General features: G+C 65.6%; 13 protein-coding genes and 1 other RNA gene. 4 read left to right on the top strand and 10 right to left on the bottom strand.

Annotated features, from left to right (window positions below; translation table 11 throughout):
* Positions 1 to 2 precede the first annotated feature (2 nt).
* From I6F16_RS09905 to rsmH, 3 genes are read right to left on the bottom strand one after another with little or no spacing between them, the layout of a single operon-like run.
* A complete protein-coding gene (locus I6F16_RS09905) occupies positions 3 to 1,769 on the bottom strand; it encodes a penicillin-binding protein 2 (protein ID WP_225112580.1) in 1,767 nt (588 codons plus the stop codon).
* Complete coding sequence (locus tag I6F16_RS09900) at positions 1,766 to 2,158, bottom strand: hypothetical protein (protein WP_212254604.1); 393 nt, start codon at positions 2,156 to 2,158, stop codon at positions 1,766 to 1,768. The genes I6F16_RS09905 and I6F16_RS09900 overlap by 4 nt, the downstream gene beginning before the upstream one ends.
* Before the next feature lie 3 nt (positions 2,159 to 2,161).
* Positions 2,162 to 3,151 carry a 16S rRNA (cytosine(1402)-N(4))-methyltransferase RsmH gene (rsmH, locus tag I6F16_RS09895; protein WP_225112579.1) on the bottom strand — a complete coding sequence of 330 codons (990 nt, stop codon included), beginning with the start codon at positions 3,149 to 3,151 and terminating at the stop codon, positions 2,162 to 2,164.
* A gap of 441 nt (positions 3,152 to 3,592) precedes the next feature.
* Between rsmH and I6F16_RS09890 the strand changes: the two genes are divergently transcribed.
* The gene (locus I6F16_RS09890) at positions 3,593 to 4,453 is read left to right on the top strand and encodes an N-acetylmuramoyl-L-alanine amidase (RefSeq protein WP_225112578.1); all 861 of its coding nucleotides are present in this window, start codon (positions 3,593 to 3,595) and stop codon (positions 4,451 to 4,453) included.
* Positions 4,454 to 4,576: 123 nt separating this feature from the next.
* Here the strand turns inward: I6F16_RS09890 and I6F16_RS09885 are convergent, their stop codons facing one another.
* Both I6F16_RS09885 and I6F16_RS09880 read right to left on the bottom strand, forming a co-directional pair.
* The gene (locus I6F16_RS09885; protein ID WP_225112577.1) at positions 4,577 to 5,806 is read right to left on the bottom strand and encodes an RNA polymerase sigma factor; all 1,230 of its coding nucleotides are present in this window, start codon (positions 5,804 to 5,806) and stop codon (positions 4,577 to 4,579) included.
* Positions 5,807 to 5,943: 137 nt separating this feature from the next.
* On the bottom strand, positions 5,944 to 6,297 hold the full coding sequence (locus tag I6F16_RS09880) for a YciI family protein (RefSeq protein ID WP_225112576.1): 354 nt from the start codon (positions 6,295 to 6,297) through the stop codon (positions 5,944 to 5,946).
* Positions 6,298 to 6,445: 148 nt separating this feature from the next.
* On the opposite strand from I6F16_RS09880, the gene rnpB reads away from it, so the two are divergent.
* An RNA gene (gene rnpB, locus I6F16_RS09875) (RNase P RNA component class A) lies at positions 6,446 to 6,875 on the top strand.
* A gap of 201 nt (positions 6,876 to 7,076) precedes the next feature.
* On the opposite strand, the gene I6F16_RS09870 is transcribed toward rnpB, so the two are convergent.
* Positions 7,077 to 7,790 (bottom strand): alpha/beta hydrolase, encoded by a 714-nt coding sequence (locus I6F16_RS09870; RefSeq protein ID WP_225173652.1) that lies wholly within the window; start codon positions 7,788 to 7,790, stop codon positions 7,077 to 7,079.
* Between the two features lie 68 nt (positions 7,791 to 7,858).
* Positions 7,859 to 8,326, bottom strand: a complete 468-nt coding sequence (locus tag I6F16_RS09865; RefSeq protein ID WP_225112574.1) for a DUF983 domain-containing protein — start codon at positions 8,324 to 8,326, stop codon at positions 7,859 to 7,861.
* A gap of 49 nt (positions 8,327 to 8,375) precedes the next feature.
* Here I6F16_RS09865 and I6F16_RS09860 point away from each other — a divergent pair, with 49 nt between their 5' ends.
* The gene (locus I6F16_RS09860) at positions 8,376 to 9,746 is read left to right on the top strand and encodes a PLP-dependent aminotransferase family protein (RefSeq protein WP_225112573.1); all 1,371 of its coding nucleotides are present in this window, start codon (positions 8,376 to 8,378) and stop codon (positions 9,744 to 9,746) included.
* A 238-nt stretch (positions 9,747 to 9,984) separates the two neighbouring features.
* The gene (locus I6F16_RS09855; RefSeq protein WP_225112572.1) at positions 9,985 to 10,728 is read left to right on the top strand and encodes a sulfite exporter TauE/SafE family protein; all 744 of its coding nucleotides are present in this window, start codon (positions 9,985 to 9,987) and stop codon (positions 10,726 to 10,728) included.
* 31 nt (positions 10,729 to 10,759) lie between these two features.
* Here I6F16_RS09855 and I6F16_RS09850 read toward each other — a convergent pair whose 3' ends face one another.
* The 3 genes from I6F16_RS09850 to I6F16_RS09840 form a co-directional block, all read right to left on the bottom strand.
* Entirely contained in the window at positions 10,760 to 12,154 is a 1,395-nt protein-coding gene (locus I6F16_RS09850; RefSeq protein ID WP_225112571.1) for an MATE family efflux transporter, read from the bottom strand.
* Between the two features lie 55 nt (positions 12,155 to 12,209).
* On the bottom strand, positions 12,210 to 14,009 hold the full coding sequence (locus I6F16_RS09845; protein WP_225112570.1) for an ABC transporter ATP-binding protein: 1,800 nt from the start codon (positions 14,007 to 14,009) through the stop codon (positions 12,210 to 12,212).
* Positions 14,010 to 14,358: 349 nt separating this feature from the next.
* A complete protein-coding gene (locus I6F16_RS09840) occupies positions 14,359 to 15,945 on the bottom strand; it encodes a DHA2 family efflux MFS transporter permease subunit (protein ID WP_057026936.1) in 1,587 nt (528 codons plus the stop codon).
* Positions 15,946 to 16,006 lie beyond the last annotated feature (61 nt).

Genomic DNA, 16,006 nt, shown 5'->3' with positions numbered 1-16,006 from the left:
GATTACTGGGTTGTCCTGGATGCTGCAAGAATAAGGCGCTCCGCAGGCGGCAGCTCGAACCGCGGCTCGACCCCCAGAAGCGGCGCGATCCGCTCGATCACCTTGCCGCCGGTCGGCACCGCGTTCCAGCCCGAGGTGATGAAACCATGCGTTTCGGGCAGTGCCTGCGGCTCGTCCAGCATGATCAGGACGTGATATTTGGGATCATCGCAGGGCAGGATGGCGGTGAAGGAATTGAGCACGCGCTTCTTGGCGTAGCGGCCGTTGACGACCTTCTCGGACGTGCCGGTCTTGCCGCCGACGTAATAGCCCTTGACGTCCGCCTTTCTCGCCGAACCGACTTCGGCATTGAGCCGCATCAGGAACCGCATCTTGTCGCTGGTCTCCGGCTTGATGACGCGCTTGGCCATCGCCTGGGCTTCGGATTCGCTGCGCTTCAGGAACGTCGGCGGAATCAGATAGCCGCCGTTCACCAGCGCGTTGATGCCCATCACTGCCTGCAGCGGTGCCACCGACAGGCCCTGGCCGAACGCGGCGGTGACCGTGTTCAGCTCGCTCCAGCGCCGCGGCAGCAGCGGCGCCGCACTCTCCGGCAATTCGGTGCGCAGCCGCGTCATCTGGCCCAGCTTGGCGAGGAACGCCTTGTGCGCCTCGACACCCTGGTTGAGCGCAATCCGTGCCGCCCCGATGTTGGAGGAATAGGTGAACACTTCCTTGGTGTTGATGAAGCGCCCGACCGGATGGCTGTCGTGGATGGTGAACTTGCCGTAGTGCAGGTTGCCGCGTGCGTCCCACATCGAGTTCAGATTGATCTTGCCGGAATCGAGCCCCATCGCCAGCGTGAACGCCTTGAAGGTCGAGCCCATCTCGTAGACGCCGGTGGTGAGGCGGTTGATGCGGTCGGGGTCGTGCGCTTCCTTCGGATTGTTGGGATCGAAGTCCGGCAGCGAGACCATCGCCACGATCTCGCCGGTCTTGACGTTGGAGACGATGCCTGAGGCGGCCTTGGCGCGGAACTTGTCCTTGGCCTTCAACAGCTCGTCGCGCAGCGCATGCTCGACCCGCAGATCGACCGCGAGCTCGATCGGCTTCTGCAACCGGTCGGTGGCAAAGCCGGCGCGGTGGAGGTCGGCGAGCCCTTGATTGTCGAGCCACTTCTCGAGTCCGGCGATGCCCTGGTTGTCGATATTGACGAGACCGATGAGGTGAGCGACCTCGTTGCCGGTCGGATAGACGCGCTTGTTCTCGCGCAGGAATCCGATACCGGGAATGCCGAGCTTGTGGACGGCCTGCTGCTGCGCCGGCGTGACCTCGCGCTTGAGCCAGACGAAGCCCTTGCGTGTCCTTAGGCGCTCGCGCACCTCGGCCTCGTCGAGGTCGGGAATGGTCGCGGTGAGGAGCTCGATCGCCTCGTCCTTGTCGATGATGCGGCGCGGCTCGCCGAACAGGCTCGCCGCCTTGACGTCGGTCGCAAGGATGGCGCCGTTGCGATCGACGATGTCGGGCCGCGCGGTCGCAACCACCTCTTGCGCTGCGGCGCGGCGCGCGCTGTGGGCGTCGGCGCCGATCGCGAACATCACGAGCCGCCCGCCGATCAGGGCATAGACCGAAGCGAAGGCGAGCATGGCGAGGCCGACACGCGCGCGCGCCTTCGCGGCGCGATCGACGTTGCGCCCGTAGAGCAGGCTTCGGATCAGCCGCCGCCGCCAAGGTTCACCTGACCGCTCGGTCGACTTTTCGGTAAGTTTTGCAGGCGTTGCGGGGCTCATTGCTTGTCCTCGCGCTGAGGCACGGAGCCCGTCACCGTATCAGGGTCGCTCGCGGCTTCGATGGTCTTGAGCATGGCCCCGATCGGATCGGGCTCGCCCGGCCTGAACATCCGCGGCGGACGCTCCGGCAGGTTCTTCAGCGAATCATATTGCGTGCCATTGACCGGCTTGAGGTGCAGATGCCGGTCGGACAGGCCTTGCAGCCGGTGCGGCGCATCGAGCTTGGCCCACTCGGCCCGCAGCCCCGCGATCGCATCGCGCTGCTCGCGGATCTCCGCACGCAGCCGCAGCACCTTCTCGGTGCGCGCCGTGGAGTCCATCTTGATCCGGTAGACATGGGCGGCTGCGAAGATCAGCGCACCGATGACGAGGAGGTGGATGATGCGCATGCGCTAGCCGCCCCTCATCACGTCGGCGAGCTTCGGCCAGGACGATGCCTCATCGGTCTCATGCGCCGGCGCCGCGGTGCGCTCGGCGGCGCGCAGCTTTGCCGAGCGGGCGCGCGGATTGTGCGCAACTTCGTCCTCGCCGGCGACGACCGGCCGCCGCGTCAGCAGCTGGAAGCTCGGCGCAATTTGCGCGACTTCCGGCAGATGCCGCGAGCCGCCGCCCGTCTTGGAGCGCTCGGAGAAGAAATTCTTGACGATGCGGTCTTCCAGCGAATGGAACGAGACGACGACAAGGCGGCCGCCGGGCTTGAGCACACGCTCGGCCGCAGCGAGCGCGGTCTGGAGCTCCTCGAGCTCCTCGTTGACGAAGATGCGCAGCGCCTGGAACGTCCGTGTCGCCGGGTGAATGTCCCCCGGTTTCGATCGCACCACCCTGCCGACGAGATCGGCGAGCGCGCGCGTGGTCGTGAACGGGGTTTCCTGCCGGTCCGCCACGATGGCGCGGGCGATGCGGCGCGAATGCCGCTCCTCGCCGAAGAGATAGATAATGTCGGCGAGATCGCCTTCCGAGGCGCGCGCGACCACATCCGCCGCGGTCGGACCTGCCTGCCCCATCCGCATGTCGAGCGGACCGTCGAGGCGGAAGGAGAAGCCGCGGCCGGCCTGGTCGAGCTGCATCGAGGACACGCCGACGTCCATCACGACACCGTCGACGCCATCGACGCCCTGCGCCGCGCAGACCTCGGCGAGATTGGAGAAGCGGTCCTCGACCAGCGTCAGCCGGCCCGCGGCGCGTTCGACCAGTTCGGCACCGCCGGCAATCGCGGTGCGGTCGCGATCGATGGCAATCACTCGGGTTCCCGGCACGTCCAGGATCGCGCGGCTATAGCCGCCGGCGCCAAACGTGGCATCGACATAGACGCCGCCCTCGCGCGGGGCGAGATGCGCGATGGCCTCACGGCCAAGAACGGGGATGTGCGGAACCGAACTCATGCGCGACGCCTGCCGACCGCCGGCCGAAATACCCGAGTGGAATCGAGGCCGAACAAGCCCATAACGCCTCGAATCATTGCGCGTCGCGGCGGTTCCACGACAAAGCCCCCGTCCAGCATGGTTACCAAGCCCGATCGTCCCGGGCCACAAACCCAGTGTTCCCAGCGGAATTTGTCGGGCAGCCATGGGATTTCGAGCCAAAATACGCTTTGGCCGCCTCCGGACGCGGGTCGGCTCTTCATCCCTCAGTAACGGCCCTTAGCGTTAAGAAAGCGTTGCTCGGTTCGAGACAAGTGGAAAAGGTGATGAGGGGAGTGATGCGTCATCCACACACATCGCCAAAATGAATCCGTTAACCGCGTCGCGCGATTGCGCGCGATGGAGGGTAAAGGAATAGTAAAGAGAAGGGCTTGCCCCACTCTCCGTCCGTTTGAGCTGCTCATGCCCTCGGGTTCGTCCACGGCTGGATCTGATTCGAAGCGTCAACGCGTTCTCCCGGTTCCCAAGACCGTGGCGGGCCTGCGCACCTTCGAGCCCGATTCCTCGATCGTCTCCGACATCATCCCCTCCCCGAACCATGGCGAGCGCAACAAGGGACGGCAGCCGGACATGATCGTGCTGCACTACACCGGCATGCCCGACGTCGAGGGCGCGCTGGCGCGCCTGTGCACCGCCGGCACCGAAGTGTCGGCGCATTATGTCGTGCTGGAGGACGGCCGCATCGTGCAATGCGTGCCTGAGGCCAAGCGTGCCTGGCACGCCGGCGTCTCCTCTTGGGCCGGCGAGGACGACGTCAACTCCTGCTCGATCGGAATCGAGATCATCAATCGCGGCCATGACTGGGGCTATCCGGAGTATCCGCTGCGCCAGATTGCCGCCGTGATCGCGCTGTGCCGCGGCATCATGCTCCGCCGCAAGGTGCCGGCGCACCGGGTGCTCGGCCATTCCGACGTCGCGCCCGCCCGCAAGAAGGATCCCGGCGAGAAATTTCCGTGGCATTCGCTGGCCAATTCCGGCGTCGGCCACTGGGTGACGCCCGCGCCGATCGTCCGCGGCGAGACTCTCATGCTCGGCACCATCAGCGACGCGGTGCTGAGCATGCAGCAGGCGCTGGCAAGATACGGCTATGGCGTGCCCCTGAACGGCAAGTACGACGCTGCGACGATGGAAGTCGTCACCGCCTTCCAGCGCCATTTCCGCCCGGCGCGGCTGGACGGCGTCGCCGATCACTCGACGCTGTCGACCTTACAGGCGCTGCTGGCGAGCCTGCCGGCGGAAGGAACGCCGGTGGCGTCGACATAGCAAACGTCTTCCGAGAATGTGACCTCTTGCTCCGTCATGCCCGGACTTGTCCCGGGCATCCACGTCTTGCCTCCGCGCATGACGAACGTGGATGGCCGGGACAAGCCCGGCCATGACGGAAACTCAATCCATCTCCCTCATCCTTCGCGCATAGAGCCTTCGCAACGGCTCGAGCTGCGTCGCCACCGTCGCCGCACGATAGGCCTCGCGCGCCTCCTCCGTCCTGCCGAGCCGCCACAACAGATCCGCGCGCACGGCGGGCAACAGCTCATAGCCGCGAAGCCCGCCGCGCGCGGCGATCGCATCGACGAGATCGAGCGCTCGTGCCGGCCCATCGACCATCGACAGCGCCGCGGCGTGATTGAGCTCGATCACCGGCGACGGATTGATGCGCAGCAGCACCTCGTACAGCCCCGCAATCTGCGGCCAATCGGTCGCCTCGAAGCTCGGCGCACGCGCATGCAGCGCCGCGATCGCGGCCTGCACCGCATAGGGTTGTGGCCGGCCCGGCACGCGCAGCGCGTGCTCCACCAGCCGCAGCCCCTCGTCGATCTGCGCGCGGTGCCACAGCGAGCGGTCCTGCTCTTCGAGCAGGACGATGTCGCCGGCCGGCGTCTGTCGCCCGGCGCGGCGCGCGTCGTGCAGCAGCATCAGGGCCAGCAGGCCCTTGATGCCGGCGCGGTCGGGCATCAGCCGGTTCAGCAGGCGGCCAAGCCGGATGGCTTCGCTCGCCAGATCAGGCCGCATCAAGTCCGCGCCCTCGGTTGCGACATAGCCTTCGGTGAAGACGAGATAGATCACGGCGAGCACGCCATCGAGCCGCGGCGCCAGCATCTCGCGTTCCGGCACCTCATAGGGGATTCCGGCAAGCCTGATCTTCTGCTTGGCGCGGACGAGCCGTTGCGCCATCGCCTCCTCGCCGACGAGGAAGGCGCGTGCCACCTGCGCCGTCGACAGTCCGCACACGGTGCGCAGCGTCAGCGCGACCTGCACCTCGGGCGCGAACGCGGGATGGCAGCAGGTGAAGATCAGCCGCAGCATGTCGTCGTCGAGCGTTGCTGTCGGCTCGTCCGGGCCCAGCGCGTTGAGCTCGAGCTCGTGCACCAGCGCCTGCTGCTTGCCGCGGAACACAGCCTGACGGCGGATGCGATCGATCGCCTTGTGCTTGGCGACGTTGACGAGCCAGGCGCGCGGATTGTCGGGGACCTCACACGCCCAGCGTTCCAGCGCGACCGCGAACGCATCCTGCAGCGCGTCCTCGGCGAGATCGAAATCGCCGACGAGACGGATCAGCGTGGCTAGCGCCCGCCCCGCCTCGTCGCGGAAGATTTTGTCGATCTCGCCAGGGGTCATGTCACGCGATCACCCCCTCTCGTCATTCCGGGGCGCGGCAAAGCCGCGAGCCCGGAATCCATAACCACGATTCGGGGATATGGATTCCGGGCCTGCGCCTTGCGGCGCATCCCGGAATGACGAAGGTGAGAGAGCCGTCACTTCTCATAGACCCAGATCGGCCGCACCTCGATCGAGCCGATGCGTGCGCTCGGAATCCGCGCCGCGATCTCGATGGCGGCGTTGAGATCCTTGGCTTCGATCAGGTAATAGCCGCCGAGCTGCTCGCGCGTTTCCGCGAACGGACCATCGGTCGTCAGCGTCTTTCCGTCGCGCACGCGCACCGTTGTCGCGGTCGTGGTCGGCTGCAAGCGGTCGCCGGCCTTGAAATTGCCGTTCTGGATGATGTCTTGCGTGAAGGTCTGGTACTCGGCCAGGATCTTCTGGCTGGTCGCCGCGTCGTTCTTCGCGTACTCGACCTCGTTCTGGTAGATCATCAGCAGATATTGCATTGCTTCACTCCTGTGTTCGACTGGATCGCCGACAACCAGTCGAACGGGCGGCGCGCCAAACGACATCTTCAGGATAAAACATTTCGGGCGGGCCGTGCGCGGCGATATCGGCTTGACGAAACCGTCACAAATGCCCATGCCTTATCAGTCAGTCGGCCGGACGGCCGCTCCGGCAGGTGCCGAAAGGCCGCCGGGGAGGAAAGTCCGGGCTCCCTTGACATGCGGTGCCGGATAGCGTCCGGCGGGGGTGACCCCAGGGAAAGTGCCACAGAGAACGAACCGCCCGCCTTCGCCCTTCGGGGCTTCGGCGCGGTAAGGGTGAAAAGGTGCGGTAAGAGCGCACCGCGGCGCCGGCAACGGAGCCGGCATGGCAAACCCCACCGGGAGCAAAACCGAATAGGGACGGCATAGCGGGCCGTTCGCGAAAGCGATAACGCCGCGGGGCGATGTCAGGCCCGCCGTCCGGGTAGGTTGCTCGAGGCCGTGTGCAAACATGGTCCCAGAGGAATGGCCGTCACGTATCGTTCGCGCAAGCGGACGGTGCCCTACAGAACCCGGCTTACAGGCCGGCTGATGTGCGACGAGGGGTTCGGTGCCACCGCATCGGACCCCTCACCATTTTGGCCGATCACCTCGCCAGCCAACCGCCGTCATTCCGGGGCTCGCGAAGCGAGAGCCCGGAATCCATCAGGCGGCAGAGACTGCAGAGAAATGGATTCTCAGATGCGCAATTGCGCATCGTAGCTCGTGCTGCGCACGCCCCGGAATGACGGCGAGAGTTACGCCACGATCTCGCTCAACGCTTTCATCAACGCCTCCGGCGCCGTTACATTCGGCGCGTGGCTAGCGTCGAGCTCGACATAGCGCCAGCCCTCCTCGCTCTTCGTGCGCTGGGCAAACTGCCCAAACACATCGCCGGGCGGAAGGCGCGTGCAGTAGATGTAGCTGCGCGGCATCGCCGGCTCGCCATGTTCGAGCCTCAGGCGCGTCTCGAAGCACTTGATCGGCATCGGAACGCGGCGCGCATTGAGCCAGTCGAGATCGGCCGGCGAGGTGTCCGGCGGCGGCGGGTTCGGCGGGATGCGATAGCCGTCGCCCGAGCTGACTGCCTTGCGCATCGGCTCGCGCCCGCCCTCGTTGAGGTCGAACAGCGACTGGCCGTCACGCGGCACGAAGGCGTCGAGATAGATCAGTTCCGTTACGCGCTCGCGCGCGCGGTCGGCGACGCCGGTCGCAACCATGCCGCCATAGCTGTGCCCGAGCAAGACGATGTCGCTGAGGTCCTCGAAAGCGATGACGTTGAGGATGTCCTGGATATGGGTGCCGAGATCGACCGACGGATTGGCCAGATGCGCGCGCTCGCCGAGCCCGGTGTAGGTCGGCGCCACCAGGCGGTGGCCGGCCTGCACCATCAGCGGGTGCATCTTCTTCCAGGCCCATCCGCCGGACCATGCGCCGTGACAGAGCAGGAAGGTCTTCGCACGCGGGGCCATCGGCGTTTCCATCGTTCTTGCTTGATACGATGGAGTGTAGCGGCATGCCGCGCGATGTAAACGCCGCCTCAGGCGGCGCGCGTGTCCTTCACCAGCACCGGCGCAAGCTCGCCGGCCTCGCGCCGAAGCTTGCCCGCCTCGAAACCATGCATGCCGAGCTGCCATTGCAGGCCGACGATGGCGCCCTTGGTCGGTTGCAGCAGCGCGAGGGAGGCGAACAGCGTCACCGGCAGCCACACCGCGAGCTGCAGCCACTCCGGCGGCGCGTAGGCGGTCTCGACCGCGAGGATTGCCGGCACCACGAGATGGCCGACCACCACCATCACGAGATAGGCGGGAAAATCGTCGGCGCGCTGGTGGAACAGCTCCTCGCCGCAATGGTCGCAAGCCTGCGTCACTTTCAGGAAGCGGCCGAACATGTGCCCTTCCCCGCAATTCGGACATCTGCCGCCGAAGCCGCGCCACATCGCCTTGGCCAGAGAGACCGTCGCCAGAGAGACAGACATGACCACACCTCTTCCTTTTCGATGATCCATGCAATAATATCTTGCATCCATACATTCAAAGGTTATGGGCCTAAATTGCATGGAATGGATCCCTACAATCTCGGAGCTTTCGGGCCCGCGCTACCAGCGCATCGTCGACGCCATGGAGGCCGACATTGCCGCCGGCAGGCTGGTGCGTGGTCAGCAGCTGCCGACGCAGCGCGCCCTGGCAAAGGCCCTCGGCATCGACCTCACCACGGTGACGCGCGCCTACACCGAGGCGCGGCGCCGCGGCATCATGGAAGCCAGGGTCGGACAGGGCTCGTTCGTCTCGGAGACCAGCGCGCGGCGCGCGGTTGACCTGCCGCACCCGGTCGCGATCGACCTGTCGATGAACGTGCCGCCGCACCCGCTGGAGGCGCAGCTCGAGGAGCGCATCATCGCCGGGCTCGAAGCCCTCCGCGCGCAATCGGGCCTGACGGCGTATCTCAACTACCAGCCGCCCGGCGGCAGCGCGCATGAGCGCGAGGTCGCGACGCGCTGGATGCGCGCCCGCGTTCCGCATGCACAGGCCGACCGGCTGGTGATCTTTCCCGGCGCTCAGACGATCCTCTTCAACCTGCTCGCCCATCTTGCGCGACCCGGCGACACCGTACTGACCGAAGCGCTCACCTTCCCCGGCATCAAGGCCGCCGCGGCACTGTTCGGTGTCAAGCTCGTCGGTGTCCCCATGGATGAGGACGGCATCCTGCCGGATGCGCTGGCAAAGGCGTGCCGCGTGCATACGCCGAAAGCCGTCTATCTCATTCCGACGCTGCACAATCCGACCACGGCGACGCTTTCCGCCGAGCGGCGCGGCACTATTGCGAAGATCATCCGCGATGCCGGCACCATCCTGATCGAGGACGACGCCTACGGGCTGCTCGACCGCTCGGCCTCGCCCATCGCGAACCTCATTCCGGAGCGGACTTATCTTGCAACCACGCTGTCAAAATGCATCGCGCCGGCGCTGCGCGTTGCCTATCTGGTGACGCCCGACAGCGGCGCGCAGCGGGACATGCGCACCTCCTTGCAGGCGACCGTGCAAATGCCGGCGCCCTTGATGGTCGCGCTGGTGACGCATTGGATCGAAAACGGCATCGCCGATCGCATCATCAGCGCCATCCGCAACGAAGCGGTCGGGCGCCAGCAGCTCGCGCAACGCGCGCTGAAAGGCTTTCAGTTCCTCGCCAGGCCCGCGGCGCATCATCTCTGGCTGCGGCTGCCGGAGGAGCGGCCCGATCTTGCCGCACATCTGCTGCGGAACGGGCTTGCCGTCGTCGCCGGCGATGCCTTCACCGTCGACGGGGCACCGCCGCATGCGGCACGCGTCTCGCTCGGCGCGGCCCGAAACAGATCGGAATTGACGGAAGCGCTGCGTATCCTGGTCGGCGCGCTGCACAAGCCTGCCGATACGAGGCAGATCGTCTAAAGCATGATCCGGAAAAGTGCGAAGCGGCTTTCCGGAAAGATCATGCGCAAACAATAACCTAAAGCGCGATGACGATTCATCCAAATTTCATCGCGCTCTAGTCTTTGACGATGGCGGCGCTGGAACGCCGCAGATCACGCTTGCATGCGGCATGGATTGACCTCGATGGCGGCAAGCATGTTTATGCGAGCCGTGCGATCAACCGTTCGGGGTCGCCGCGTGCGACAAGGACAATCCGTTGGAAACGCTCACCTACGTCCTGCTGCTGCTCGGCGCGCTCGCCGGCGGCTTCGTCTCGGGACTGGCCGGCTTCGGCACGGCGCTGATGGCACTCGGCATCTGGCTCTACGTGCTGCCGCCCTCGCTCGCGGTGCCCCTGGTGCTGATCTGCTCGGTCATCGCGCAGACCTCGACGCTGCCCTCGATGTGGAAGAATTTCGATCTCTCGCTGGTCTGGCCGTTCCTGATCGGTGGACTGATTGGCGTGCCGCTCGGGACCATGATGGTCGCCTCCGCGGACCCGGAGGTGTTCAGGCTGAGCGTCGGCGTGCTGATCCTGATCTTTTCGAGCGCGCTGTATCTGAACAAGAGGCCGCTCGCGATCAAGATCGGCGGCCGGATCGCAGACGGTGCGATCGGCTTTGCCGGCGGCATTCTGGGCGGACTTGCCGGATTGTCCGGCCCGCTGCCGATCCTGTGGGCCAACATCCGCGGCTGGAACAAGCACGAGCGGCGCGGCATCTTCCAACTCTTTAACTTCACAGTGCTCGCCACCGCGCTGGGGTTGCAGACGGCATCAGGTCTCGTCGCCCTCAAGGTGGTCTGGCTCGCGGCCGTCGCGTTTCCGGGCACGCTGATCGGCGCATGGGCGGGCGCGCGCGTCTACCATGCGCTGAACGACAAGCATTTCGGCGATGTCGTGCTCGGCCTCTTGTTTCTGTCGGGCCTCACGCTCGTCTGGAACAGCCTTGGCGCGCATTAAAGCGCCGCGAACTCGCGGGAGGTCACTTTCGCTACGCGGGAGCGGAAGGCGCGACCGGCTTGGCTTCCACCGTCTCCGCGGCCTGGTCCCGCGGCGCGAAGCGCTTGCCGAACTCGCGGCGCAGCAGCCAAAGGCTCAAGCCGGCCTGCAGCGTCGTCGCCGCGATCGAAAGATGCCAGACGTGCTCGATGCGGAATCCGGGTCGCGTCGACAGCCAGAGCACCGGCAGCGAATAGGTGAGCACGCGCGTCATCGAGCTCAGCAGCACAGGCTTGGTGTTGCCGAGGCCCTGGAACATGCTGGAGCAGGTGAAGATGAGGCCCTGCGCCACCATGTTGAGCGAGATGATCCGCAGGAACAGGTAGGCGATCTCCACCGTCTCCCGGTCGTTGGAGAATCCGGCCAGCAGCAGCTCCGGCTTCAGCTGCGCGAGGATCATGAAGCCGACCGCCACGATGGAGGTGATCAGCACCGATTTGACGAAAGTCTCTCGCACCCGCGCGGCGTCGCCAGCGCCGAAATTCTGGCCGGCGATCGGCCCGGCCGCCAGTGCAACCGCGAGCGCCGGCATCTGGATGAGGGCGAGGACGCGCTGACCGATACCGAAGCCTGCCTGTGCCGCCGCGCCGAAGTCGCGCAGCACGTAGTAGACTACCGCCATGAAGATAAACATCATTGCGAACTCGCCGCCGGCCGGCAGACCGACATTGAGGATGCGCTTGAAGTGGCGTGGTTGCGGACGCCACTGCACCGGATTGAATGCAACGTAGCGCTCGACCTTGCGAAAATACGCCAGCAGCATCAGGACGCCGGCGCCCACCGCGATCGTGCTCGCCAGTCCGGCGCCGGCGACACCGAGCGGATAACCGGTGCCCCAGCCGGAGATCAGGACCGGCGCCAGTGCAATGTTGATGATGACGGCAAGGACCCGCACCAACATGGCGGGGCGCACGATGCCGGTCGCGCTGAGCGCGGAGGCAATGACTTGCATGACGAATTCCAGCGCGAGCGCCGGCATGAACCACAACAGATAAGTGGTCCCCGCCTCGATCGTGGCCTGGTCAGCGGCAATCGAACGCATGTAAGGACGCGACAGCACCGCTCCCATGACCAGGATCAGCAGGCCGAACAGCACCGAGAGCGCGACCGCCTGATTGAAGATCAGATTGGCGTCCCGCCGGTCCTTGCGTCCCACCGCATGCGCAATCAGCGCCACTGTCCCGACGCCGAGCACCTGTATCAGGCCGTTGACGAGAAAGCCGGCATTTCCCGCGGCGGCCACGCCTGCCACTGCTGCATCACCCAGCCCCGACACGAAGTAGAGATCGACCAGCTGGCAGATCATGATCGAGATCATGCCGGCCATGATCGGCGGCGCCATGCTCAGGATGTGGCTAGCGATGGAGCCGCGCGTCAGGTCTTTCATCTCATTCCATCCCTCGACGCCGTGACGGCGGGACTTCGCCCCGCCGCCGCGCGCCTCACTCCGCTGCTGCGATCTGTCCGAGCTCCACCACCTGACGCTCGAACAGGCCGCGATAGATGCCCCCTTGCTTGGCTGCGAGCACCGTATGCGTGCCCTGCTCGACGATCTCGCCGCGGTCGAACACCAGGATGCGATCGAGGCTCCTCACCGTCGACAGCCGGTGCGCGATCACGATCGAGGTGCGCCCCTTCATCAGTCGCTCCATCGCCTCCTGGATCAGCGCCTCCGATTCCGAATCGAGGCTCGAGGTCGCCTCGTCCAGGATCAGCACCGGCGCATCCGCCAGGAAGGCGCGCGCCAGCGCGACGCGCTGCCGCTCGCCGCCCGACAGCTTGACGCCGCGCTCGCCGACCAGCGTGCCGTAGCCCTTCGGCAGGCGCAGGATGAAGTCATGCGCGTTGGCGAGGCGGGCCGCCTGCTCGATCGCGTCAAGGCTGGCACCGGGCCGGCCATAGGCGATGTTCTCGGCGAGCGTGCGGTGAAACAGGATCGGCTCCTGCTGCACGATCGCGATCTGGCTGCGCAGCGATTGCTGCGTGGCGAGCGCGATATCCTGCCCGTCGATCAGCACGCGGCCGCCGGTGACGTCGTAGAGCCGCTGCACCAGCTTGACGAAGGTGGTCTTGCCGGAGCCGGAGCGGCCGACCAGGCCGACCCGCTCGCCGGCGCGGATCCTGACCGACAAGCCGTCGTACAGCGGCACGCGATGGCCGCCATAGTGGAACGTGACGTCGTCGAACACGATCTCGCCGCCCTCGATCGCGATCGGCCGCGCGTCGGCCGCATCGGCAATGCCGATCGGCTCGTCATGGATCGCCACCAGCTCGTCCATGTCGTTGACCGAGCGCTGGAGGTTGTTGATGTGCATGCCGACGTCGCGCAAATAGGCGTGGATGATGTAGTAGCTGGTCAGCACATAAGTGACGTCGCCCGGCGAGGCGTGACCTGACATCCACAGCAGCACCGATCCGCCGATCACGGACGCGCGCAGGCACAGCAGCAGCGAGAGCTGCGACATCGCCGTGTAATTATAGCGGTACCAGGTCCGCCGCACGCGCACGCGCCAGCGGTTGATGACACCGGCGAGCCGCGTGTCCTCGCGCGACTCCGCGCCGAAGGATTTCACCACGGCATTGCAGGTCAGCGCATCCGCCAACGTGCCGCCGACCTTGGTGTCCCAGGCATTGGAGACGCGGGCCGCCGGCGCGATGTAGCGGGTCGAGAGCACCACCGTGATCGTGACGTAGAAGATCGCCCCGATCGCGATCACCACGCCGAGCGAGGCCCAGTGCATCCCGATCAGGATCATCGAGCCCACCAGCACCAGCAGCGAGGGCGCCAGCGCCATCAGGATGGTGTCGTTGAGCAGGTCGAGCGCCCACATGCCGCGAGTGATCTTCCGCACCGTGGAGCCGGCAAAGGAGTTCGCATGCCAGTCGGTCGAGAAGCGCTGCACGCGGGTGAATGCCTCTTGTGCGACGTCCGACATGGTTTTGAGCGTGAACGGCACGATCGCCTGCAACCCTGCGAGCCGCAGCACCACCGAGGCCGCGCCCAGCGCCACGATGGCGCCGAACGCGACCAGCGCGGCATGGCGCGCATCGGGATCGGACGGTCCGCGGGTCAACGCATCGACCAGATGTCCGGAGAAGACCGGCATGAACAGGTCGGCGACGGTTGCGCCCAACAGGCCGCCGGCCACGACGAGGCCGCGCACCGGCTGCTTCAGCCAGTGCCGGAAGACGAAGGGCAGCACCACGCGAATGGCGGCGGGCTTCTTTGACAGAGCGGTCATGGCATCATCCGGCCGCTTCGCGCGGGCCGGCTCCATCGATGGACGCGAGTCGGCCCGAAGGCCGCGACGGCGTCACGTAAGACTGACTTTGACTTGGGAAACGAAGCGATCGGGACGCTTGGCCAAAACCTTGGCCCAATCGAAGCTGGCGGAAGAGGCCTCTAACAGGCCGCGTACATACCGAGCCAGAACGTGATCGAGGTCATCATCGAGCGCGGGCGTACGATCTGCGATTGCGACGACATCATGCAAATCTCTCCCCGGTTCGAATGAATGAGGTGCGCTTTATAGATGTGTCGCCAGCCGATTGCAACGGGGCTCGCGCGAGATCACGCACGAGTGTTGCAAATTAGTGCGCGTCGCCGGCCGCGCCGAACGGGGAAGCCGGCTTGTTCAGCAGCGCGACCAGCAGGCTGAGACCGAGATAGAACAGCGCCAGCATGAGGAAGACATCGCCGAAGCTCATCACCACGGCCTGACGATGCACGATCTGGCTGAGCTGCTTCATCGCCATCAGCGCGGAATCGCCGAGCCCCTGGAACTTCTGCATCAACATGGTCAGGGTTTCAGTCGCGGTCGCGTTGCCCCAGGTCACCCGCTCCTGCAGGCGGACGATGTGCAGGTCGGTGCGTTCGTTGAGCACGGTGTTGATGACGGCGAGGCCGACCGCGCCGCCGAGATTGCGCATCAGGTTGAACAGGCCGCTCGCGTTCTTCACCTTCTCGGGCGCGAGCGTGCCGAGCGCGATGTTGTTGGTCGGCACCATCGCGAACATCATGCCGATGCCGCGCAGGATCTGCGGTACCAGCAGCTCGTAGAAATCGTATTCGCGCGTGATAAAGGTCATCTGGTAGGAGCCGATCGCGAACACGATGAGGCCGAATGCGATCATGTAGCGCATGTCGACCTTCGCCATGAGCCGGCCGACCAGCGGCGCGACCAGGAACATGGTGATGCCGGAGACGAACATGGTCTCGCCGATCATCAGCGCGCTGTAGCCGCGCACTTCGGCAAGATAGCGCGGGTAGATGTAGGTCAGGCCGTAGAGGCCGATGCCGATGCAGAATTGCAGCGTGCATCCGACGGCGAAATTGCGGTCGGAGAAGGTGCGCAGATTGACGATCGGCTCGGCCGCCGTGAACACGCGCCAGAAGAAGGCGATGGCCGAGAGACCGCTGATCCAGGCGCAGATCGCGACCGACGTGTCCTGCATCCATTGATGTTGCGATCCTTCCTCCAGCACGTATTCCAGCGTGCCGAGGAAGCTCGCCATGAACAGCAGGCCCCACCAGTCGAAGCGGTCGAGCAATTCGAAATGCGGCTCGTCGAAATCGACCAGCGCCAGCACACCTAATGTAATGCCGATGCCGGGCACGACGTTGATGAAGAACAGCCAGTTCCACGACATCAGATCGGTGATGTAGCCGCCGACCGTCGGCCCGATGGTCGGGGCCAGCGTCGCGACGAGGCCGATGATGGGTCCGACGATGTGGAATTTAGTGCGCGGGAAAACCGTGTAGGCCGAGGCGAACACGGTCGGGATCATGCCGGCGCCGAGAAAGCCCTGCAGCGCACGCCAGAGGATCATCTCCTCGATCGTCGTGGCGAAGCCGCAAAGCAGGCTTGCGGCTGTGAAGCCCGCCGCCGAGATCGCGAACAGCAGCCGCGTGCCGAAGGCGCGCGACAGGAAGCCCGACAGCGGGATCGCGATCACCTCGGCGATCAGATAGGCGGTCTGAACCCAGGACACCTCGCTCGAGCTCGCCGACAGTCCGGCCTGGATCTCGCTGAGAGACGCCGAGACGATCTGGATGTCCAGGATCGACATGAACATCCCGAACACCATGATGATGAACGCGAACAGCCGCTTCGGCGCAATGCGCTCCGAAGCGGGATCCGCCATCATGGCAGGTGAAGCGGTGGTGGCGGTGGCCATGTGTCAGCTCGGACTCATCTCACCTCTCCCGCAAGCGGGAGAGGGAGCGCACCTGCATTCG

Source organism: Bradyrhizobium sp. IC4060 (assembly GCF_020193715.1).
GTDB classification, from domain to species: domain Bacteria; phylum Pseudomonadota; class Alphaproteobacteria; order Rhizobiales; family Xanthobacteraceae; genus Bradyrhizobium; species Bradyrhizobium yuanmingense.
This window is presented reverse-complemented; position numbering and strand designations above follow the sequence as displayed.